The 21,906-nt window shown below is 64.8% G+C and carries 17 protein-coding genes; 9 read left to right on the top strand and 8 right to left on the bottom strand.

Annotated elements, in window-relative coordinates; translation table 11 throughout:
• Positions 1–17 precede the first annotated feature (17 nt).
• The 7 genes from VIG32_00085 to dnaA all read right to left on the bottom strand — a co-directional run bounded on the left by VIG32_00085 (position 18) and on the right by dnaA (position 14,641).
• A complete protein-coding gene (locus VIG32_00085; GenBank protein ID HEY8296408.1) occupies positions 18–2,231 on the bottom strand; it encodes a POTRA domain-containing protein in 2,214 nt (737 codons plus the stop codon).
• Between the two features lie 213 nt (positions 2,232–2,444).
• Positions 2,445–7,676, bottom strand: a complete 5,232-nt coding sequence (locus tag VIG32_00080) for a translocation/assembly module TamB domain-containing protein (GenBank protein ID HEY8296407.1) — start codon at positions 7,674–7,676, stop codon at positions 2,445–2,447.
• Between the two features lie 105 nt (positions 7,677–7,781).
• Positions 7,782–9,680, bottom strand: a complete 1,899-nt coding sequence (gene gyrB / locus VIG32_00075) for a DNA topoisomerase (ATP-hydrolyzing) subunit B (GenBank protein ID HEY8296406.1) — start codon at positions 9,678–9,680, stop codon at positions 7,782–7,784.
• Positions 9,681–9,687: 7 nt separating this feature from the next.
• Positions 9,688–10,530, bottom strand: coding sequence for a DUF721 domain-containing protein (locus VIG32_00070; protein HEY8296405.1), 843 nt, complete (start codon positions 10,528–10,530; stop codon positions 9,688–9,690).
• Positions 10,527–11,642, bottom strand: a complete 1,116-nt coding sequence (gene recF, locus VIG32_00065; protein HEY8296404.1) for a DNA replication/repair protein RecF — start codon at positions 11,640–11,642, stop codon at positions 10,527–10,529. The genes VIG32_00070 and recF overlap by 4 nt, the downstream gene beginning before the upstream one ends.
• Positions 11,643–11,654: 12 nt before the next feature.
• Positions 11,655–12,770, bottom strand: a complete 1,116-nt coding sequence (gene dnaN, locus VIG32_00060) for a DNA polymerase III subunit beta (GenBank protein HEY8296403.1) — start codon at positions 12,768–12,770, stop codon at positions 11,655–11,657.
• A 491-nt stretch (positions 12,771–13,261) separates the two neighbouring features.
• The gene (gene dnaA / locus VIG32_00055; protein ID HEY8296402.1) at positions 13,262–14,641 is read right to left on the bottom strand and encodes a chromosomal replication initiator protein DnaA; all 1,380 of its coding nucleotides are present in this window, start codon (positions 14,639–14,641) and stop codon (positions 13,262–13,264) included.
• A gap of 453 nt (positions 14,642–15,094) precedes the next feature.
• Between dnaA and rpmH the strand changes: the two genes are divergently transcribed.
• Genes rpmH through VIG32_00020 form a run of 7 tightly spaced genes read left to right on the top strand, consistent with a single transcriptional unit; the run spans position 15,095 to position 18,894 of the window.
• Complete coding sequence (gene rpmH / locus VIG32_00050; protein ID HEY8296401.1) at positions 15,095–15,229, top strand: 50S ribosomal protein L34; 135 nt, start codon at positions 15,095–15,097, stop codon at positions 15,227–15,229.
• On the top strand, positions 15,229–15,549 hold the full coding sequence (gene rnpA / locus VIG32_00045) for a ribonuclease P protein component (protein HEY8296400.1): 321 nt from the start codon (positions 15,229–15,231) through the stop codon (positions 15,547–15,549). Before rpmH ends, rnpA begins: the two co-directional genes overlap by 1 nt.
• On the top strand, positions 15,512–15,781 hold the full coding sequence (gene yidD, locus VIG32_00040) for a membrane protein insertion efficiency factor YidD (protein HEY8296399.1): 270 nt from the start codon (positions 15,512–15,514) through the stop codon (positions 15,779–15,781). Before rnpA ends, yidD begins: the two co-directional genes overlap by 38 nt.
• A gap of 18 nt (positions 15,782–15,799) precedes the next feature.
• Positions 15,800–16,687 carry a membrane protein insertase YidC gene (locus VIG32_00035; protein ID HEY8296398.1) on the top strand — a complete coding sequence of 296 codons (888 nt, stop codon included), beginning with the start codon at positions 15,800–15,802 and terminating at the stop codon, positions 16,685–16,687.
• A 3-nt stretch (positions 16,688–16,690) separates the two neighbouring features.
• Positions 16,691–17,293: a R3H domain-containing nucleic acid-binding protein gene (locus VIG32_00030; protein HEY8296397.1), complete on the top strand. Its 603-nt coding sequence runs from the start codon at positions 16,691–16,693 to the stop codon at positions 17,291–17,293.
• A 7-nt stretch (positions 17,294–17,300) separates the two neighbouring features.
• Positions 17,301–18,647 (top strand): tRNA uridine-5-carboxymethylaminomethyl(34) synthesis GTPase MnmE, encoded by a 1,347-nt coding sequence (gene mnmE / locus VIG32_00025; protein ID HEY8296396.1) that lies wholly within the window; start codon positions 17,301–17,303, stop codon positions 18,645–18,647.
• A 7-nt stretch (positions 18,648–18,654) separates the two neighbouring features.
• Positions 18,655–18,894 carry a hypothetical protein gene (locus VIG32_00020; GenBank protein ID HEY8296395.1) on the top strand — a complete coding sequence of 80 codons (240 nt, stop codon included), beginning with the start codon at positions 18,655–18,657 and terminating at the stop codon, positions 18,892–18,894.
• On the opposite strand, the gene VIG32_00015 is transcribed toward VIG32_00020, so the two are convergent.
• Positions 18,891–19,232 (bottom strand): carboxypeptidase regulatory-like domain-containing protein, encoded by a 342-nt coding sequence (locus VIG32_00015; protein ID HEY8296394.1) that lies wholly within the window; start codon positions 19,230–19,232, stop codon positions 18,891–18,893. The genes VIG32_00020 and VIG32_00015 overlap by 4 nt on opposite strands.
• Before the next feature lie 60 nt (positions 19,233–19,292).
• Here VIG32_00015 and mnmG point away from each other — a divergent pair, with 60 nt between their 5' ends.
• Positions 19,293–21,164 carry a tRNA uridine-5-carboxymethylaminomethyl(34) synthesis enzyme MnmG gene (mnmG, locus tag VIG32_00010; GenBank protein ID HEY8296393.1) on the top strand — a complete coding sequence of 624 codons (1,872 nt, stop codon included), beginning with the start codon at positions 19,293–19,295 and terminating at the stop codon, positions 21,162–21,164.
• Positions 21,165–21,167: 3 nt separating this feature from the next.
• Entirely contained in the window at positions 21,168–21,848 is a 681-nt protein-coding gene (rsmG, locus tag VIG32_00005; GenBank protein HEY8296392.1) for a 16S rRNA (guanine(527)-N(7))-methyltransferase RsmG, read from the top strand.
• Positions 21,849–21,906: the final 58 nt, after the last annotated feature.

Below are 21,906 nucleotides of genomic sequence, written 5' to 3'. Positions count from 1 at the left end.
ATGAGTATTCCTTAGTATCAAAAGCTTTGGCCGATGCCGAAGCTGGTGTGGGTGCCGTTCGCGCCGTGGGCGATATCGATGCGGATCGTGTGGAGGCCGAGCTGCGGAACGTCGAAGCGCAGACCGACGCCGTAGTCGCCGCGGTACGACCAGTTACCCGGGTAGTTGATGATCCGGTTGGTGTACGGATCGAGCAGCGGCTGCGCGCCGCGAACGCGGAACCCGCCCTCGTCGACGAACGCGGCCACGCCGAATTTCCCGTCGGCGGTGAGCGGAACGCGAATCTCGGCTTGTCCGAGAATCGTGTCGGTTCCGTAGAACACGCTCTGATAGCCGCGCAATTGCTGATCGGAGAACGTGTCGAGCGCGCTCGGCGGAATCGCGCCGGTCGTCGTCACGCCGCGCAAATGCACGCCGAACGTGGCCGTCTTGAGGACTGGGAAGAAGCGCTTGACTTCGAGCGTCGATTTCGTGTACGAGAAATTCGAACCGATCGACGGCGAACTGAACTCTTCTTGCAGCGAGTACGTCGCGCCGCGACGCGGATTAAATATGTCGTCGAGCGTTGCGGCCGGATTGCTCGCGAGCCCGAAGACCAGCGAGTTGAGGCGATACGGCGCGCCCGTGTTGATGTTCGCAATCGAGGTCGCGTTGATCCCGAAGCTTCCGTTCGTATTGGTCGAGAGGTTCGAGAGCGGACCGGGCGTTGGGCCTGCGATGACGTTCGGCTGGCCGCTCTGGAAGAAGTACGGCGTGGGAACCGAGGTCGAGTTGGTCACGCTCTCGGCGTTCACGCCGACGCTCGCCGTCGTGTAGTCGGTCAAGCGGCGGCCGACGTTCACGGAGAGGCCGCTCGATTTCGCGGTGCTGTCGGCGACGACGCCGCTGATGAGCTGCGCGTTTCCGTTGGGAAGCAGCGTGACCGGAATCGGCGCTTGCACGGAGCCGGGAGCCGGATTGGCCACGGCGGCCGAGGTCGCATAGACCGGATAGAAATACGTGGAACCGTTTGCGAAGATGGTCGCGCCGAAGCTGTACTTCTGCGAGTTCGGCGTGTTGCCGACGTAGGGAATGGTGACCGAGGCTTGGGTCACGTACGAGCGCGCGCCGCGCTGGAACTGCACCGATGCGCCGTTGCCGGTGCCGTGCAGGTTGTTGTCCTGATAACCGAGCGTGCCGTAGAGGCCCTGCCCGGTGATGCCGCCGGAGTACCCGGCGCCGATGGATGCGGAGGCCGTGCGCTGTTCGGTCACGGTCCATACGATCGTCACGAAGCCCGGATGCGTCTTCGGATCGGGCCCCGCCTTGACGTTGAGATCGACCTTCGAGAAATAGCCGGTATTATTGAGACGATCGCGATCGTTGCGCAGCGCGCCGGTCGTGATGACCATGCCCGGACGCAGCCGCAGCTGCCGGCGGATCACTTGATCCTTGGTCTTGGTGTTGCCGGTGATCTGGACCGCGCCGACGCGCGCGACGTAGAAGTCGTACTTCACCGCCGCCGTACCGGCTTTGAGATCGATCGTCGAGGGGTCGATGCCGCCCTCGGCATCGGAGAGAACCAAATCGTATTTATCGTAGAGCTTCTGCGCGGCTTGGAAATCCTTATCGCGCATCTCGTTGGAATAGACCGCACCTGGTTTGGCCGAGAGCGCGGGTAGGATGACGTTGGGCGGCAGCAGCGGATCGCCGCTGATGGTCACCGCGCTGATCGTGAGGCCTTCTTGAATCGAGATCGCGAGCGCGCCGGTCTTCGGATCGATATTCAAATCCTTGACGTGCGTCGCGAGCTGGCCTTCGTAACCGATGCGATTGTAATAACTGTTGATCTTGAGAAAGTCTTGCTTGAGCGTCTCGGTGTTGAGCACCTGACCCACGGAGGTGTCCATCAAGGCGAGCAGCGTGTCGCTGGGGACGTGCGCGTTGCCGGTAAAGTCGATCTTCGTGATGACCGGATTTTCGATCACGCGGTAGGTGATCGCGATGCCGTTTGGCCGTTGGCGAATCAGCGGCGTCGCTTGGTCGGCAAAATAGCCGAGTGCGAAGATCCGCTGGAGGTCGCCCTGCACGACGGCCGGATCGTACGGCAAGCCCGGCTTGGCCTGGACGACCGCTAGGATCTTGTCCGTCGGAACGTGGACGTTGCCGGACACGTCGACCGAAACGATCGTCGGCGCCGTCGCCGAGGACGCCGGTGTCGGGAAGACCAGCGTTGTCAAAATCGCCAGCACGAGGACGAGGCCTGCGCACCGGACAAGCGCGCCGCGAGCACGCCAGAGGCTAGAGGTCATCGAAAATCTTTCCTTGAGAGTACGCTCGCCAACGTGAAAGTTAGCAGTGTAACGCGCCCAGAGTGCGCGCCGTTTCGACCCGGGTGCGCTGTTCTAGGCGGGCGCGACGGGTCCTTGCAAGGGGGCCGGGTCGCCCGCAACCTGTGAACATCCTTAAAATAACCGTTGATAGCTGAAGGTAAACCCGCTGGTCCCCTGCAGTGCCTGGCCGGCCTTGGCACGGCGCGGATCGAGCGCGCCCTGCTGCACGAAGAACGTAAACTGAGCCGTCTGAAATGGGCCCGGCGAATATTCTGCGCCGATGCTCTCGCGAATCGGCGTCCGGAAGGTGGTGCCGTAAAACGCGCTGATGTCGTGGGAGAGGCGCCGTTGTAACTGCATGCCGACGTTTCCGCTGTAATCGATCGTGAAGTTGACGTCGGAGAAGCCCAAGCTGTTGCTCAGCACGCGCTCGATCGGCCCGAAGATGCCGGTCGCGAACTGCGCGTTGAGCACGTTGAAGGCCTCCTGTCCGATCGTTAGCGTTCCGGTTTGGCGGAGCAGACCGAGTTGTTGCGGTAAGAGCGCGCCGCTTCCCGGCGGGGGCGCCCCTTTGAGCTGACCCGGTGGGATGATCTGCCCCGTGTCGGTAAATTGAACGCTGGTCACGAAGCCGCCGAACGGCAGGAGCAGTGCGATCAACTGGTCGCGCGTGTAGCCGCCCGGAATCGACGAGATCGCAATTCCGCTGTTCGAGGCTTGGTTGAGCGAAAGCGCATCGAGCGGACCGTCGACGCGTAAGGTGATATCGACGCCGCCGGTCGGATTGCGCGCCACGTTGGGGTCGGGGTTCACGACGTGCGTGGTCGCCACGGCGGTGACGGTTGGGATCAGGCCGTTGGCCGGATCGAATCGGATCGAGCCCGATTGCACTTTAAAGGCGTGGTCGAAGTACGTGAGCGCGCCGCCCGAGGAATTGAACGTGCCGTCGAGCGTCGGCGCGGCCAGCGTGCCTGCGAGCAGCGCCTTCCCCGAGCCCGTGATGTCCAGACCCGCGCCGATTCCGCCCGCGCGGACGCGCACGTTGCGGCCCGCCGTCACCTGCAAATCGAAGGCGAGATTAAAGGGAAGGGTGGGGCTCGCCGCGCCGCCCGCGGCGCTCGCCGCCGCCGGGTGATAGAAGGCCGAAAACGGGACCACGGCGTCGGCCGCGGCGGCGGTCCCCGAGAGCCGCGCGAGCGTTCCGGGCGTGTGCGCGAGGTGCAGCTTGGCGTCGAGCGTTCCCGATCCGTAGGCTGGAAAATCCAGCTGGGCGCCGTGCGCCGCGGCGTGAAAATCGTACGCGATCGCACCGCGCTCGATGCCGCCGCGAAAACCCACGGTCCCGTCGCCGTCGAGCGAGCCGCGGCCGAGCGAGGCGTGGAAGCGGCCGAGCGTCGCGCTCGTGCCGTCGAAACTCACCTGCGCGACGGTGTTGTGAATCGGCGTCTTCTCCAGCGCCGATACGTAGCTCCCATCGGCCACGGCGAGCTGGCCGTAGATACGCGGATCGCCGACCGTTCCGCCCAATCCGAGATGCCCGTCGACGGTGCCGCCGAGCTTCGTCGCGTTTCCGAGTGCGTTCGAGAACGCGGCGAGCTCGACCGCGCGGGCGGTCAGGTCGAGCGAGATCGGCGCTCCGCTGGGACCGATGCCGAACGGCAGCAACTGCAGCGGAAGCGCGCCGGCGAGCGTCGCCTGGCCTTTACCGAAGGTTACCTCCGCATTGCGAACCACGAGGCTGCGGCCGTTCAACGCCAGCGCTCCCACCGCCGCCGGTATTTTCAATCCGTAGATCTCCGCATCGGTGGCTTCGAGCCCGGCCGAGAAGACCGGGGCTTTGAACGTGCCGGCGATCTGCACGGTCGTCGTAAAGGCACCCGTGACCGGGTAGGTTTTTTTCGTCAACTCGACGAGCAGCCGCTTGGGATCGCTCGTCTGCGCGTGGACCGTCAACGCGATCGGATCGCGGGGCGCGAGCCCGAAACTTCCACCCCCGCTCGCCACGAGAGCCGGCAGGGTCAGTTGCGCGCTAGTCACGTTGATGCGCGCGCCGTTCGCGCGGGCCGTCACCTGGCCGCTCTCGATCGGCAGCGGACCGATGTTGCCGTGCGCGATGGAGGCGTGACCGCCGACGGCGAGATGCGGATAACGTCCGGCCACGCTCGCCTCGCCGTCGACCCGTCCGGTCAGCGGAACCTGCGGGAACCCCAGTGCGGGCAACCACGTCGAGAGATCCAGGTTGGCGAGCGTTCCGCGCAGATCGTAACGCGAGCGCGCGATCGTCTGCGGCAGCGTGTGCGCCGCGACCAGCGCGACGCTGCCCGCGGCTTTGAGCAGCCCGTGCTCGCCGCCGACCGTTACGTGTCCGCGCGCGACGTTGTTCGTGCTTTTCCAATGCGCGTCGGTGTTGCCGATCGGCAGGCTGCGATAGCGAAACGTTTCGATATCCAGATCGGCGTTCGTCGAGACCGTGCGCGCCGTTTGCGCGAGCGAGAGATCCAGATACCCCGAGCCCGCGAGCGTATCGCCCGTATCGAAATAGTCGTTGAAATCGGCGAGGTTCGCGCGGCGCGAGCGCACGTGGACTGCGGTCGCGCCGCGGTCGAGCGACGCGCTAAAGAACGCGTGCGTACTTCCAACCTGCACGCTGCCGTCGCGCGCGCGCACGCCCGCACGGCTCGCGCCGATGAGCGCGCTCGCATCGAGAAATCCTAGGCCGTTGGTCGATCCCACCGGGACTTGCAGCGGTCCGCTCACCGACGGATCGCTGCCGCGGCCGCCGACGAGCAAATCGGCGCTGAAGCTGCCGTCGGTGACGTGCGTCGGTATGTGGAACGTTTGAGCGGCGGTCGCAATATCGCCCGCCGGAATCTGCGCGCGCACCGCGTACCTCGGCGCGCCCGAGGTCAGCCCCGAGATTGCGCCGTCGAGAATTCCGTAGGTTTGACCGAGCGCGGCCACGCCGTTACGCACCTGCACCGCGTCGTTGGCGACGGCGATGTGAGCGCTGCCGGCGACGTCGTATCCCTGCGCGCGACCGTTACGTACGACGACGCCGCCGTCGAAGGCCGGCACCTTGCCGCCCGGTTTCACGGTTCCCACGGCGTTGACGTCGCCGCTCTGCAGCGGTATGCCGAGGCCGCGCAATTGCGCGCCGTCCAACTGCGTGGTCGCAAGCGCGACGGCGCCGTTTCCGGCGCTCGCCGATTTGCTCGTCCCGAACGCTCCGGCGGCGACGAGCGATCCGCCCGCCGCGGCGACGTTGGCGTTATAGACGCGCAAGACGCCGTCGGTCACCGCGATCGTCCCCGACGCGCTCTGCACGGGAATGCCGTGAATGCTGGCCGCACGTAGGCGCACGCCGCGCGCTTGCACGATCGTGCGGTTGCCGACCAGCGCGACCGCAACGGGTCCGCTCACGTCTCCGCGCGCGCCGATGTTGCCGGTAAACTGCGCGAGATCTTGGAACGTTCCGGCGTAGGTTCCGCGCGCGACGAGCCGTCCGGGCGCAAACGACCCGGCGCCGTCGAACGTGCCGAAGGAGCCGTCGGCGTGCACGCGTTCCATCGCGACGTTCGCGAGCGGGCCCGCAAACAGCGCGTCGAGCGACGTAAACCTCACGCCGCCGACCGTCGCGCCGTCGGCGACGACGCGTCCGCCCAGCACCAAATCTTTGAATCCGCCGCTTCCGACCACGCTCGCGTCCACGATCGTTCCACCGAGCGCGGGCAGTTGCGGCAAACGCACGCCCGGCAGTTCGATCGGATGCGGCTGGCGCACGGGCAGATTTTGAGCCGTCGCCCAAAAGGCGCTCGTGCCGCGCGAGCGATCGATCGCGTACGCGCCGTCGAGCGTTCCGCCGTTGGCTGCGACCACCGAGAGCGGGCCGATCGTTCCGACGCCGTCGCCGCCGATATCGTAAAAGGCGTTGAGCGCGAGCGGCGCGTTCGTCGACGCAAGAAAGCCGCGCGCGCCGATGGCCGCACCGCTGCCGGCGAGAATCCCCTCGCCTGCGAGCGGCTGATCCGTCACGAGCGCTCCCAGATACGGTACGCGCGACGACGGACCTTCGTAGTGCGCGACGAGTTCGGTCTGCAGCGGCGTGCCGAGCGTCAGCCGCCCGCGAACGCGCACGTCGAGTCCGCCGAAAAACGCCTTGAGCGGTACGATCGCGACGTCGCCGTTGTAGAGCGCGATAACGCCGTGCGCGCGATCGAACGGCAGCGCCCCGTAGTACGCGCGCTGCGAATCGAAGCCGACGAGCAGCAGCGGCTGCGAGATCGGACCCTCGATGAGCACGTTGATCTGCGCGTGTCCGCGTACCGGCTGATGCGCGGAAAAGGCCAGCACGTGGCGCAATTGGTCCAGGTCGCCCGCGCCGGTCATGCCGAGGCGGAATTGCGGTTTCGAGAAGTCGAAGATGCCGCCCGCGACGCGCACGGGGATTCCGTCGATCGTCGCGTGGAGCGCCTTGGCCGCTAAGCCTCCGTCGAAAATCTGCAGGGTCCCGCGAATGTTGTCGAGCGGATCGCTCAATCCGTGAATAGAGAGTTGCGCGTCGGCGACCTGCGCGCCGGCCATCACGTGATAGGCGATCGGAACGTTCGGCGCGATCCCGAGCGCGTAGATGGTTGCGTGAAAGTCGCGCGCCGTCCCGGTGAGAATGTGGGCCGCAGGCGAGTCGATGATGTAATTGCCGATCGCTTTGAGCGGAATCGCGGCGGCGCGTACGCGGTGCATCGCGTAGCCCTTCCCGTAGTCGATCGAACCGGCGGCCGCAAACGGTTCGGGCCGTACGTCTTCGAACGTGCCCGTCACCGTGTAGTGCGTCTTCGTCTCGGTGTTGACGGCGAGATTCGCATCGATGTTATCCACGCGTACCGCGCGCGCGTCCTTGTAGTACTGGTAGTCGTCGATGAGCTGGGCCGTTCCGCCGCGGATGCGCGCCGTGAAGTTGAGCGGCACGGTATCGGGCCGGCCCGGCGCACCCGGGGCGCCGCCGCCGGGCGAGCTGATGTTATAGGTACGGTCCCGATGGTGAACGATCGTGAGCTGCGGGCGGTCGATCGTGACCGCCAGCAGCCCGAACCGGTGCTTGCTTCCCGGCAAGAGGTCGCGCAGATGATAATACAGATCGATGCGCGCGGCATCGAGCACGGGTTCGCCGTGCTTGGAGACGTGCGTGTCGATGAGCGCGCCGTGATCGCGCCCCAGGCGCATCTCGCCGATGTCCACGTGATAGCCGGTCGTGAGGCCGATGGCGGTAGCCACCACGAAGCGAGCCACGGCGTGGTGCCAGATCACCACGGCGAGCACGATTAGGACCGCCGCAGCGGCCAGACCTCTCGAGACGTTCCTCCGCAAACACTCCTCCGCGCGTCCGTTGTACCCTGGCTATACCCGCAACGACGGACGAAGCCCCACCGTCACCACCTCGCGTTAGACGAGGCCGTTTCGCGAACGCGGCTCCTAGAGATCGAGATTCTTGACGGACTTCGCAAATTCGAAGATGTACTGCTTGCGCGCCTCGACTTTATCGCCCATCAGATCGGTAAAGATCTGCTCGGCTTCGACGGCATCCTCAACGGTGATCTGCTTGAGGCGCCGGTTTCCGACTTCCATCGTCGTAACGGCCAGCTGCTCGGCATCCATCTCGCCCAAGCCCTTGTATTGCTGCACCATAAAGTCTTTGCCGTCGGAATCGCCGACGATCGATTTGAGATCGCCGTCGCTAAACGCGTACCACTGCTTCTTGCCCTTGCGGATGCCGTAGAGCGGCGGTTGCGCGATATAGACGTAGCCTTCTTCGACCAGCGGCTTCATCTGCCGGTAGAAGAACGTCAGCAAGAGCGTGCGGATGTGCGAGCCGTCGACGTCGGCGTCGGTCATGATGATGATCTTGTGATAACGCAGTTTTCCGGCATCGAACTCGTCGCCGAATCCGGTGCCGAGCGCCGTGATCATGGTGCGGATCTCTTCGTTCGAGAGCACTTTATCCAACCGCGCCTTCTCGACGTTGAGAATCTTGCCGCGTAGCGGAAGGATCGCTTGCGAGTTCGGGTCGCGGCCGCCCTTGGCCGTGCCGCCGGCCGAATCGCCCTCGACCAAGAACAGCTCGCTCTCGGCCGGATTCGTGTTCTTGCAATCGACGAGTTTTCCGGGCAGGCCCGATCCTTCGAGCGCGTTTTTGCGGCGCGAGAGATCGCGCGCTTTTTTGGCGGCGTCGCGCGCGCGCTGCGCCTGCATGCACTTTTCGATGATCGCTCGCGCGAACTTGGGATTCTCCTCAAAGAAGAAATCCATGCGCTCGTTGACCAAGCCGTAGACGATCGTTCGAACTTTCGCGTTTCCGAGCTTCGTCTTCGTCTGTCCTTCGAATTGCGGATCTTGCAGCTTGACCGAAACGACCGCCGTCAAGCCTTCCATACAGTCGTCGGTTGAAAGGTTCGCGTCGGCCTCTTTGAGCATGCCGCGCTTGCGCGCGTATCCATTGACCGAATTGCTCACCGCCGTGCGGAAGCCGGTCAGATGCATGCCGCCTTCGATCGTGTTGATGTTGTTGGCGTACGCGTAGATCAATTCGGTGTACGTGTCGGTCCACTGCATCGCGACCTCCACATCGACGCCGTCGCGTTCGGTGTGCGTCATGATGATGGCGTGCAGCGGGTCTTTCTTTTCGTTGAGCCACTCGACGAACGAGACGATGCCGCCGTCGAACTTGAAGGAACGCTCGCGCACGGTCTCCGGGCGTTCGTCGCGCAGCGTGATCGTGAGCCCGCGATTGAGGAACGCGAGTTCGCGCAAGCGTTTGGCGAGCACGTCCCAATGAAACTCCAGCGTCTCGAACATCTCGCGGTCCGGGAGAAACCATTGATAGGTCCCCGTACCGTCGGCCTTCCCGACCTTCTTGAGCTTCTGCGTGGTGATGCCGCGCTCGAAGCGAATCTCGTGCAGGTGGCCGCCGCGCCTGATGCGCGTGATCATCTCTTGCGAGAGCGCGTTGACGACCGAGATGCCGACGCCGTGAAGGCCGCCCGAGACCTTGTAGCCCCCTTTGCCGAATTTTCCGCCGGCGTGCAGGATCGTCATGATGACTTCGACGGCCGGCAGTTTTTCTTCGGCGTGCATGTCCACGGGAATGCCGCGGCCGTCGTCTTCGACGGCGCAGGCGCCGTCCTTAAAGAGCGTGACCGTGATGTTGTGGGCGTGGCCGGCGAGCGCTTCGTCGACGGCGTTATCGACGGCTTCGTACACGAGTTGATGCAACCCGCGCTCGGAGGTATTGCCGATGTACATTCCCGGACGTTTGCGGACCGCTTCGAGTCCTTTGAGGACTTCGATCTGTTCCGCGCCGTAATTATCTGACATTCGTTCTTTAGATTCTCTCGTTACCGTATAGGATGTCGTGCAGCTCGTCTCCGAGCAGGTCGCGCACGACGGCAGGTGCGATGCGTTCGGGGTCGAGCCCGCTCTTGAGCAACACGTAGGAACTCGCGATCATGCGTTCGCGGTGGGTCATCGCGCGGCGGCCCGATTTGACGAGGCGCACAAGAACGTCCCACCAGCGTTGCAACAGCCGCCTGCGGATCGACTCGTACTCCGATAATTGCAAGCCCTCGACTAAGCCCGAGACGCCGGCGAAGCCGAGCCACGGGGCATCGTAGAGCAGCTGCGCCACCGCCTGCGTGCGCCGCTCGGCCCGTGCGTTAACGCACGGCACGCAAAGCGCTCCGACGGAGGGCGCAACCCAAACTCCGCACTGATCACACTCTTTCCACCCGGCGGCGGCTTTGGCCCGCTGGGCCGCGGTCACGTCCTCGCGAAAGCGGGCCACGGCCGCATCGAGCGTGACGGAGGGCGCGCGATCGTCCTCGACGCGCCGCAGACGCTCGCGGCGCGCGTTAGCAGCGGCGCGCGCCGGCGCGTCTTCGAGAATTTGGCCGACGCGAAACCGCAGTCGCTCCGGGCGCGAGCCCGTGCGCGCGCCCACCGCCGCGAGAATCCGCTCGCTTAGGAACGAGAGCTGCTGGCTCCAGGCGCTGGTACGCGTTACGATCAGCAGCGCGCCGCGCTCGAGTTCCGCCGGCCGGCAATGAGCGGCCACGTCGGCCCCGACGATTGCGGGCCAGGCCGTGCGAATCGCGACGAGCGGGTCTTCACTGGCGGCTATGCCGGGCGTCCACGCTCCGACGGCGTTCTTGAGTGGGCGCAGCGTCATGCCGCGCTCCCCGAAGCCGGTGCCACGCCGCCGCCGGCGATGCGAAAGATCGTTGCCCCGGCGAGCTCGGGCGGCAAATGCGTGGCCGTGATGAACGCCTGCTCGTAGCCGCCGACGCCCTCGAGAAAGGCTCGCGCCCGCGCCGCATCGAGCTCGGAGAGAACGTCGTCGAGTAAGAGCAGCGGCGCCTCGCCGGACCGTTCGTGCATGACGGTGTATTCGCCGACCTTGAGGGCCAGTACCGCCGTGCGCTGCTGCCCCTGCGAACCGTAGGCCGCCAGCGACGCGCCGTCGAGTTCGAGCGCGAGATCGTCGCGATGGGGGCCGACGAGCGAGGCCTTGCGCGCGAGCTCGGCCGTTTCGACCGCTCGTAAACGTGCGGCGAACGCGGACGCGACTGCGGCGTGCGTCGGCGCCTCAAACGCAACGTTGGGCTCGTAACGCACTTCCAGCGCCTCCGCCTGGTTCGTCCAGCGCGCGTGTACGCGCGCCGCAGCGGCCCCGACGGCGGCCACAAAATGACGGCGCGCGAGCATCAGTTCGGTGCCGGCCTCAACGAGGGTCGCATTGTAGATCGCGAGCAGTTCGCGGTCGGGTTCTTGCGCGCCGCGCAGCACCGCCGATTTTTGGGCCAACGCTTTTTGGTAGCGCGCCAGCTCGCGATAGTACTGCGGGCGATCTTGCGCGAGCGCGACGTTGAGCAGCGCACGCCGCTCGCTCGGCGGGCCGCCGACTAAATGCAGATCGGCCGGCACGAACGTGACCACGCGCAATGCGCCCAGAAACTTCGCATAGCGCACGCTCTGACCGTTAACGGTATAGAGTTTTCGGGTCCCGCGCGCACTCGCCGTTATCGTGCATCCCAGGTTGATCGACCCGGCGCGAATCTGCGCGCGCCCGGAGATCGATGCGAGCTCCAGACCGCTGCGTATGAGGTCGTGCTCTTTACTCGTGCGAAAAGACTTCCCGGTTCCCAGCAGCGAGATGGCCTCGAGCAGATTGCTCTTTCCCTGCGCGTTGGCTCCGACGAAGACGTTGAGACCCGGCGCCGGTTCGAAATCCAGCGCCGCGTAGTTACGAACGTTCGAGAGCGTGACGTTAGTGAGTCGCACGCCGCCGCGGCGTCATTGCCGTAGCGGCATGAGGACGTAGAGTTGCGCGGCGCCGTCGGTTGGCTCGAGCGGACGAATCGCGGCGGGCGAGAGCGCTCCCAGAAACTCCACGACGGTCTGCGGTGAATCGATGTGATTGAGAATCTCGACCAGGTAGCGCGCGTTAAACGCGATCGTGAGATCTTCGCCCGTTTGCTCGATCTCGAGTTCTTCGTAGGCGTTGCCGGAGACGTCGGAGCTGGCCGTCACGATCAGCGTTTGATTGGCCATCGCGAGTTTCACCATGCTGGCGCGATCGCCGGCGACCAACTCCGCGCGCTTGAGCGAGGCGATGAGTGCGACCGTGTTGACCGTGGTCGAGCGATCGAACTTCGCCGGAATCACCTGCCCGTAGTTAGGATACTGTCCGTCGACTAACCGCACGATGATCGAGGTGTCGCCCGAAGCGAACATCAGCTGGTTGCTCGACGCGCCGAGCGCCGTTACGGTGATCGTTTCACCGCCGCCGAGGTTGCGGGCCGCTTCGGCGAGCGCGCGCGACGGCACGATGAACTTCTCGCTCCCCGTGATACCGTTCTCCAGTGTCGTCTGCCACTTCGCCAGCCGGTATCCATCGGTCGCGACCATCGTCAGCGAATCGCCCTCGATCTCGAGTAGCGTCCCCATCAGCACCGCACCGCGCGCCTCTTCGCTCGACGCCGCAAAGATCGTGGCGTTCACGCCATCGCGAAAGCGTTTGCCCGCGATGCTGAAGTTCGTCCCTTTTTGGGCCGAGGGGAGCGGCGGGTATTCATCCGGCGGGAGCGCGTGAAAGTCGTAATTGCTGCGCTCGCACTTTACGCTCGCGCGCGTCGGCGTGCCGGTTAACTCCAGCAGCCCGGCCGGCAGATTGCCGAGATAACTCGAAAAGAGCTTGGCCGGAATCGTTACGCTGCCGGCTTCGGCGATTTCGGCGGGAAACGCGTGTTCGAGCGTCAGCTCCAGATCCGTCGCCCGTACCGAGATCTTGCCGTCCGCGGCTTGCAACAGCACGTTGGAAAGAATCGGCACCGTAGTGTGCGCGTTGACGACCTTGCTCGCCGCGCCCACTGCGCTCGCGATGTCCTTGGTGTTGGCCGTGAATTTCATGGGAAAGGCGCTCCGCTCTAAGCTGCGCGCCCCCCAGCTTTGCTGGGGCCCCCGACGAGGGCTTGGGCGCCTGAATGTTTTTGCTGACTTGTGCGCTCCCCGTGGGCGCCCGTGGATGACTGATCTACGCTCGTGGATGTTGGTTTGCGGTTTGTCCACCGGTTTGGGGTGGGGCGTTTTTCTTAGGTAGTAGATAGAAAGATAGTCGTATCCGTAGTAGTGCGGTGCATTCTGCGAAGAAGCACCAAATCTCCCGGCGCTATGCGGGTTTGCGGTTCGAACAAGATGTGCATGACCGCTGCACGACCATACACATTTCCACGGCGCAGGGCATTCGAGCAGTTATCCACGCAGCGCGGGGCACCCTGTGCACCGAACGGTGAAAGGCGCAGGTGCCGCCTTTATTCATCGCGGCGATCGCCGTGTGTGGAACGACCCGGAGCGCAGTGGTGCCCCGGGCCGGAGGTGGTGGCGACGGCATGGCCTGCGGCTCAATCGTTCTGGCAGAGTGCCACGAGCGAACGAATCTTGTTGCGGTACGCTTCGTCGCGGACCATCTGGTCTTTGACTTTGTCACGGGCGTACATGACCGTGGTGTGGTCCTTCTTATTGAACTCCCGGGCGATGTGCGGGAGGGAGCAGTCCGTAAGTTCGGTGCAGATGAACATGGCGATCTGCCGGGGCGCGGCCAACCGTTGATCGCGGCGCGAGTTGTCCATCTCCTTCACCGTGAGGCCGTGCGCCTTCGCGACCTTTTCTTTAATAGAAGCGATCGTCACGCGGCGCAGCGGAGCGTTGGCGACGGCGTTCTTGAGGACTTCGGCGGCCAGATCGACCGTGATCTGGGACTTCGTCAGCGAGGAGAAGGCGACGACGCGGATCAGCGCGCCTTCGAGTTCGCGAATGTTTGAGGGGATCACTTTGGCGATGAACGAGGTCACCTCGTCGGGGACCGGGATCTTCTCGGACTCCGCCTTCTTGCGCAGGATGGCCTCACGCGTCTCGAGATCGGGCGGCTGAATGTCGGTGAGCAGGCCCCATTCGAAGCGCGAGCGCAGTCGCGACTCCAGCGTTTGGATCTCCTTGGGAGGGCGATCGCTCGAAATGACGAGTTGGCGGCCGGATTCGTGCAGCGAATTAAACGTGTGGAAAAACTCTTCTTGCGTCTGCTCTTTGCCCTCGAGAAACTGAATATCGTCGATCAGGAGCACGTCGACGTGCCGGTATTTATTGCGAAACTCCAGCGTTTGATTGTTTTTGATGGCGATGATGAATTCGTTGGTGAACTTCTCGCTCGACACGTAGACGACGTTTGCGGTCGGGTTGTCCTGCATGACGCGATGACCGATGGCGTGCATTAAATGGGTCTTGCCGAGGCCGACGCCGCCGTACAGAAAGAGCGGGTTATAGGCGCGGGCCGGCGCGGCCGCCACCGCCTGCGAGGCGGCGTGGGCGAACCGGTTGGAGTTGCCGACCACGAACTCCTCAAAGGTATATCGCGAGTTCAAATTGCCGGGCCGAAACTCGTCGTTCGGGCGCAGGGTCGGCATCGGGGCGGAGGCGGTAGCGCCCGACAGGGCGGCCGCTTGCTGCTCGCCGTTCTCCGCTATAACGGTAAATTGAAGTTCGAGTACGGCACCGAAGGTTTCGGTCAGGACCTGCGAGATCTGGGCTTTAAGCCGGTTCTCAACCCAATCCCGCGCGAAGTTATTCTGGACTGCCAGGAGCAGCTCGTTTCCGGTGAGGGAGACCAAGCGCAGGGGCTTGATCCACATCTCGAAGATGGGTTTGGAAAACTTCTGCTCGAGCGCCGCAAGTGCCGATTGCCACAAGTCGTTCGAGATGTCGGTGTTGCCAATCGCAAGCGCCATTCGCTACCAAGACCGCCCTTCGTATCTGCTAACGTCGGAAACACGATGACGACTTAAGTCGCCACGGCGGTCCGGCGTGGAGGCACGTGAGTTGGCTTAATCGGCCTGCTATCCTGCGCGAAAAAGGCAAATTGTTATGCACTTATACACAGGCAAAAAAAGCTGATTTTACGGGCTTAAAGCGCGCATCCCCACCGCGGATTTGCGGGGATTGACAGGCGCGTAAAAGCCCGTAAACAGGGCCGCTGCGGGCCCGCGCCGCGATTTAGCGGCGGAACTTCTCCACAGCGTTGTCCACACGTGTGGACATCCGGTGAAACGGGGATGGCCTACGAGCGCGTCGGCGATCTTTGCTCGGGCGCTATTGACGCCCGTGGCGGGCGGGTCCTATACTTAGGGGCTGTATGCCGCCGTTATCTGGCGGCTACGTTTTCTAGGAGTGTTTGAACCACCATGAAGCGGACCTTTCAGCCGCACAATCGACGCCGTAAGCGCGTCCACGGCTTCCTCGAGCGGATGTCCACCAAGAATGGCCGCCGCGTCCTCGCCGCGCGCCGCAAAAAAGGGCGTCATCGCCTGACGGTCTGATGCGACGCTTTGCCAGCCTCCGGCGCCAGGCGGACTTCTCCCGCCTTCGCCAGCGCGGCCGGCGCATTGCGACTCCCAGCTTGATGCTCTACCGCAGCGACGCCGCCGCGGCCGACGACCGCCCCCTGGTGGGGATCTCGGTCTCGAAAGCCGTCGGCAAGGCCGTCGTCCGCAATCGATTGCGCCGCCGCCTCGCGGCGATTCTTCAGGAAACCCTCGACGGGCGCACGCGCATGCGCCTGTTGATCGTTCCACGCCCCCACGCGGCCGCCACGCCCTTCGATGCGCTCGCCGCCGAGCTCGGGCGGGCCCTCGGCTAACGTGCGCTCGCTGCTGCTCGCCGTTCTTCGTCTCTACAAGCTCGTACTTTCGCCCTTGCTGCCGCCCGCTTGCCGGTTTTATCCGTCCTGCTCGGAGTATGCGGCGCAGGCTATCGCGAAACACGGGGCGCTGCGGGGAAGTATCCTGGCCGCGAAACGACTCGCGCGCTGCCACCCCTTGAACCCAGGCGGCGTCGACCCCGTACCCGATAGCCGAGTGCCCCGACATTAGCTCGCTGAAAGGTCTCCCTTGCACCTGTTCCTAGGTTTTTCCAATCCCCTCATTCCGGTCGTCAACGTCGTCTACGCGATCATCAGCTTCATCCATGCGTATCTGCCGGGACACAACTGGGGATGGAGCCTCGTCATCTTCGCGCTGCTCTTCAAGCTCGCCGCGTGGAAGCTCAACGTCATGCAGTTCAACGGCATGATGAACATGCAGAAGATCGGCCCGAAGCTCAAGGCGCTGCAGACGAAGTACGGCAAGAGCGATCCGCAGAAATATCAGCAAGAGACGATGGCGCTCTACAAAGAATCGGGCGCCAATCCGATGGCCGGCTGCTGGCCGATGCTCATTCAGTATCCGGTGATTTTGAGCGTCTACTACGCCGTCATCGCGCATCGCGAAGTGCTCAACGGACAGAAGTGGCTTTGGGTCGGCAGCGCGGCCTCCGCTCATTCGCCGCATCTCTTCGGCGTCAACGTTCTGGCGACGAGCCTCGCGGCTCCCGACGCGATTTTGCTCGTGCTCTACATGATCTCGATGTATCTGTATTCGCGCTACGCGACGATGGCCTCGCCGGATCCGGCGATGGCCAATCAGCAAAAGATCATGGCGATCATGTCGCCGGTGTTGCTCGGCGTCTTCGGGTTTAAATATCAGTGGCCGTCGGCGATGGTGCTCTACTGGTTTGCCTACAACGCGTTCACGATGGCGCAGCAGTTCTATCTGTTGCGTAAGTACCATCAACCGCTTTCGATGCTCGATAACGAGCACGCGGTGACGGAGCTTGCGACCGACGGAGCGATGCAGAAGGCGCTCGTGGCAAACGCCAACGGTTCGAAAAACGGAAGCAAGAGCGGCGCCGCCGTAAACGGCGCGAACAAGAACAAGAAACGGAAAGGCGCGAAGAAGTAAGCCATGCACGACGATTTCGAACTCGAAGACCAGCAGCCCGCGGACGTTGCGGACCGCCAGATTCCCGGACGCTCGGGCGGCGGCGCGAGCCGCGCGAAACCCGCCGCACGCCGCGCTCGCAGCGCGCCGGCCGTGGCCGGAAAAACCGGGATGCCCGACGCCGCCAAACCGGCGCGCGCTCTGCTCGAGGAGATCTTGGGCAAGATGGGCGTGCCGCACGCCGAGATCGAGTACATCGCGCGCCCGGAGGGAGAGTACTTCGAAGTCAACGGCCCCGACCTCGCTATGCTGATCGGCCGCCACGGCAACACGCTCGAGGCGCTCAATCTGATCTTCAATAACATCATCAACGTCGGCGTGAAGAACAATCGCAAATACTATACGATCGATGCGGAGGGGTACCGCGCTCGCCGCGCGGAGCAGCTGCAGAGCCTCGCGCAGGTGATGCTCGAGCGTACGATTCGCGAGAAGAAGCCTCAGCGGCTCGAGCCGATGCTGCCGTCGGAGCGCAAGATCGTTCACATCGCGCTCGCCGACAACGAATTCGTGCGCACGGAATCGGAGGGCGTCGAGCCGGAGCGCCGTTTGGTCATCTATCCCAAATAACCCGCACTTGAACGACGATACGATCGTCGCGATCGCGACGCCGCCGGGAAAAGGGGCGATCGCGATCGTGCGCGTGAGCGGTCCGCAGGCGCGTGCATTTGCAACGCGCCTGCTCGCATCTAAGGAGCCGCTCGAGCATCGCGTGGCTCGCTACGGCGCGATCTGCGATGAAGATGGCCGCCCAATCGATCGAGGTCTGGCGCTTTTCGCGCTCGCTCCGCGCAGCTACACGGGCGAAGACACGCTCGAACTGCACGTGCACGGATCGCCGGCGATCGCGACCGAACTCGTGCGCGCCCTGCTCGCGTGCGGCGCGCGGTATGCGGCTCCTGGCGAGTTCACGCGCCGCGCGTTCTTCAACGGGAAACTCGATCTGCACGCGGTCGAGGCCGTCGCCGATCTCATCGATGCCGAGAGCCGCTCGGCGGCCCGCGCCGCGAGCGCGAATCTGGGAGGCGGGCTCGCGAACGAGGTCCGCGCGATTCGCGCGCAACTGCGCGCGCAGCTCGAAGAATTAGCCGGCGCGATCGACTTTCCCGATGAGATCGCGCAGCCCGAGCCCGCGCGCCTGTACGGCGCGATCGCGCACGTTGCCGACGCGCTGCGGCGCCTGCGGCGCGACGGCGAAGTGGGGCGCCTCGTGCGCGAGGGCGTGAGCGTCGCGATCGTCGGACCGCCGAACGCGGGCAAATCGTCGCTGCTCAACGCGTTGCTCGGCGAAGAGCGCGCGATCGTATCGGAGACTGCCGGCACGACGCGCGACACGATTGAAGAGTCGATCGCCGTGCAAGGCGTAACGGTGCGCCTGATCGATACGGCGGGAATCCGGGCACACGCGGATCGACTCGAGGCCGCCGGTATCGAGCGTACGGAACGCGCGCTCGCGAGCGCGCGCGTCGCGCTCGTCGTCCTCGACGGGTCGCGCGCGGTCGACGCGGAGACGCTTGCAATGCTGGATCGGACGGCGAAGCGCTCGCGCGTCGTCTTTTGGAACAAGGCCGATCTGGGCAGTGCCGGAGCGCGGCAGCTCGACGCGTCGCCGGCCGTGATCGGCAGCGTGCGCGATCGCGCGACGCTCGATGCGTTGCGCGCCGCGATCGCAAAGGCGGCGTGGGGCGGCGAAGCTCCCGACCTCGAACGCCCGCATCTCGCGTCGCTGCGGGAGTTCGACGCCGTGAATGCGGCACTCGTTGCGCTGGCGCAGGCGCAACGCACGATCGGCTCGGGCGATCCGAGCGATCTGGCGGTTCCCGATCTGCAGCGGGCGTTTGCCGCTCTCGGACAACTCACCGGCGACGAGGCGAACGAGGAACTCCTCGACGCGATCTTCGCGCGCTTCTGCATCGGAAAGTGAACGGAACGTGACGCTGATTCTGCTCGTCGTGGTGGCCGGCGTCTTCTTCTTGCTCAGCGGCGTACGAACGCACGCGCGCACGACCGGCAGCAAGGCCGCTTATCGGCTGATTCTGGGTCCGACGCTCATCGCGCTCGGCGTGATGCTCTTCCCGTTCGTGCTCGCGTCCCGATTGTTGATGCTCGCGGGCGTGGCGCTAACGGGCGTTGCGGCGTTGGGAATCGCGCTCTCGAAACGAAAGTCTTAGCCGCTTCCGTTGTCGGGCGAGGCGTTGTCGCCGCCGCACAAATAGTCGAGCGTGGAACTGCACGCTTTGACGGTGACGGACTGCGCGCCGCGGACCACCGTAACGTGCGTGCTCTGCGGAGGGACGTCGTTCGACGTCATCGTGAGCGTGTACCGTCCCGGAGCGATGCGGGTGAAGGCGAACCGGCCGTTGCGATCGGTGACGGCCGAGATCGTTTTGCCGGCGGCGTGCGTCGCGACGGTAACGCCGACGAGCGGTTGACCGGTCGTTTTGTCGGTAATGTGTCCGGCCAACAGCGCGATCGCGCCGACGGCCAAGAGTGTGGATGCACGGTGCATGGCGTGCTCTTCGACGTTCGCCGCCCGCGCGCTTTGTCGGCTCTGGTAGAATAGAACGTCATGGAGAGCGCTCTTCGCCCGGACGACGCGGGCGTCATTATCGTTGGCGGCGGTCACGCCGGGGTCGAGGCGGCCCTGGCTGCGGCCCGCATGGGCGTGCCGTCGATGCTCGTAACCGGCGATCCGGAGCGCATCTGCACGCTTCCGTGCAATCCTTCGATCGGCGGAAGCGCGAAGGGCCAGCTCGTTCGCGAGATCGATGCGCTGGGCGGCGAGATGGGCCGCCTGATCGACGGCTGTTCGCTGCACGCGCGCTTTTTGAACGAATCCAAAGGCCCGGCCGTGCGCGCGCTGCGCGCGCAAGCCGATAAGCCGGCATACGCGCGATTGGCGCTCGCCGTTTTGCGCGCGCAGCCGAACTTGCAGATCGTGCGAGGAATGGTGGAGTCGCTCGTCGTGCGCGGCGGCGCCGTGCGCGGCGTGCGCTGCACCGACGGCGCGCGCTACTACGCGCGGCGCGTCGTGCTCGCAACCGGGACGTTTCTGGGCGGCAAGACGTTTCGCGGCGATCACGTTGAAGACGCCGGGCGTTTCGGCGAAGCGCCGTCGATCGGTTTGGCGCACGGGCTGCGCGAGTTGGGTTTTCCAACGCGCCGTCTCAAGACGGGAACGCCGCCGCGCATCGATCGTAGTACGGTCGATCTCGCCGCGATGGGAGTGCAGGCTCCCAGCGCCGTGCCGCTGCCGTTTTCGTATCGCAGCGCGCCGCGCTTTGCCGGCCCGCAATTGCCGTGCTATATCACGCAGACGAACGAAACGACGCACGCGCTCGTGCGCGAAAACCTGCATCGCTCGCCGCTCTACGGACTCGATTTAATTCGGGGAATCGGCCCGCGATATTGCCCGTCGATCGAAGACAAGGTTATCAAGTTCGCGCACAATCCGGCGCATCAGCTCTTCATCGAGCCCGAGGGATGGGACGAACCGACGTGGTACGTCGGCGGCTTTTCAACGTCGCTGCCCGCGGAAGTGCAGCTGCGGATGCTGCAGACGCTGCCGGGGTTGGAAGGCGTCGCGATGCTGCGCGCCGGTTACGCGGTGGAATACGACATGGTGCCACCGACCGAACTACACGACACGCTCGAGACCCGGCGCATCGCGGGCCTCTTTCATTGCGGACAACTCAACGGTACGTCGGGCTACGAGGAGGCGGCCGCGCAAGGATTAGTTGCGGGCATCAACGCCGCGCGCGCCGCGCAGGGCCGCGAACCCGCCCGTTTCGGACGCGACGTCGCGTATATCGGCGTGCTGATCGACGATCTGGTCAGCAAGGGCGTCGACGAACCGTACCGCATGTTGACCTCGCGTGCGGAGCATCGCGTGATCCTGCGCCACGATAACGCCGATACGCGTCTCACCCCGTGCGGCCGGGAGCTGGGGCTCGTTCCGGATGCGGACTGGGACGCCTATCGCGAGCGCCGGGAGGCGCTTGCCGCCGGGCTCGCCGCCGCCAAGTCCACGCGCGCCGGCGTACGAACCATCGGCGCGACCGAATTGCCGCCGGGCACGACGATCGCGGAGGCCCTACGGCGTCCGGCGATAGAGTTTGAGGATATAGCGGGATCGTTCGAACCGCCGCTCGAGCCGCCGATCGGCGAGCGCGTGGCGATTGAAATCAAGATCGAAGGCTACGTGCGGCGGCAAGAAATGGCGATAGCAAAGGCGTTCAAAACCGACGCCGTGCCCATTCCGGGCGGATTCGCCTACGCGGAGATCGTCGCACTCTCGCGCGAGGCGCGCGAGAAACTGGCGGCTCAGCAGCCTCGGACCCTCGGGGCGGCCGGCCGAATCCCGGGCGTGACGCCGGCGGACTTGGCGATTCTCGGCCTCTTCGTGCGGCGCGCGGCCGCGCCGGCCTCGACCGCCCTCTAGCCTATGTCCATCGCTTCAGAGCTTCGGCAGCGGCTTACCGGCGCGGGGGTCGCGGCGATCCTCTGCGATCCCCTGGCCGCCTATGGCCAGGCACTCTTGGAAACCAACCGCCGAATGAACCTGACCGGCGCCGAGAGTGCCGAGGAGCTCCTGCCCCACCTGCTCGATAGCCTGAGTATCGCTTCGTACGTCCGCGATAGCCTCGTCGACGTCGGCTCGGGCGGAGGGTTACCGGCTATCCCGCTCGCGATTGCTACCGGCGTGCCCGTGACGATGATCGAGTCGACCGCCAAGAAGGCCGCGTTCCTCACGGAGATGCTGGCGGCCCTGGGACTGCCGGGGCGGGTCGTCGCGCACCGGGCCGAAACGGCCGGGCACGATCACGAACTGCGCGGCCGCTTCACGACCGGCACCGCCCGCGCCGTTTCGTCGGCCCCGGCCGTTGTCGAGTTGCTGCTCCCGTTTCTCGCGCCCGGCGGCGTCGCGATCCTGCAGCGCGGCACCGTGAACGACCGCGAACGAAACGCGCTGGCCGATGCCGCCCCCATGTTAGGCGGCGAGGTCGCGCAAGAGATCCCGCTCGACGGCGAACGCCGAATCATCCTCGTCCGAAAACTCCAAGCGACCCCAGATCGCTTCCCACGCCGCATCGGCGTCCCCGAAAAACGCCCCCTCTGCCTCTAACGTTTCACGGGAAACACCACCCTCGAAAAAACCAGCCCGCTGTTCTGTCATGCTGAGC

It is taken from the genome of Candidatus Baltobacteraceae bacterium (assembly GCA_036559195.1).
Lineage (GTDB): Bacteria > Vulcanimicrobiota > Vulcanimicrobiia > Vulcanimicrobiales > Vulcanimicrobiaceae > JALYTZ01.
Note: the sequence above shows the minus strand (reverse complement) of the source record. Positions and strands in the feature narration are given on the sequence as shown.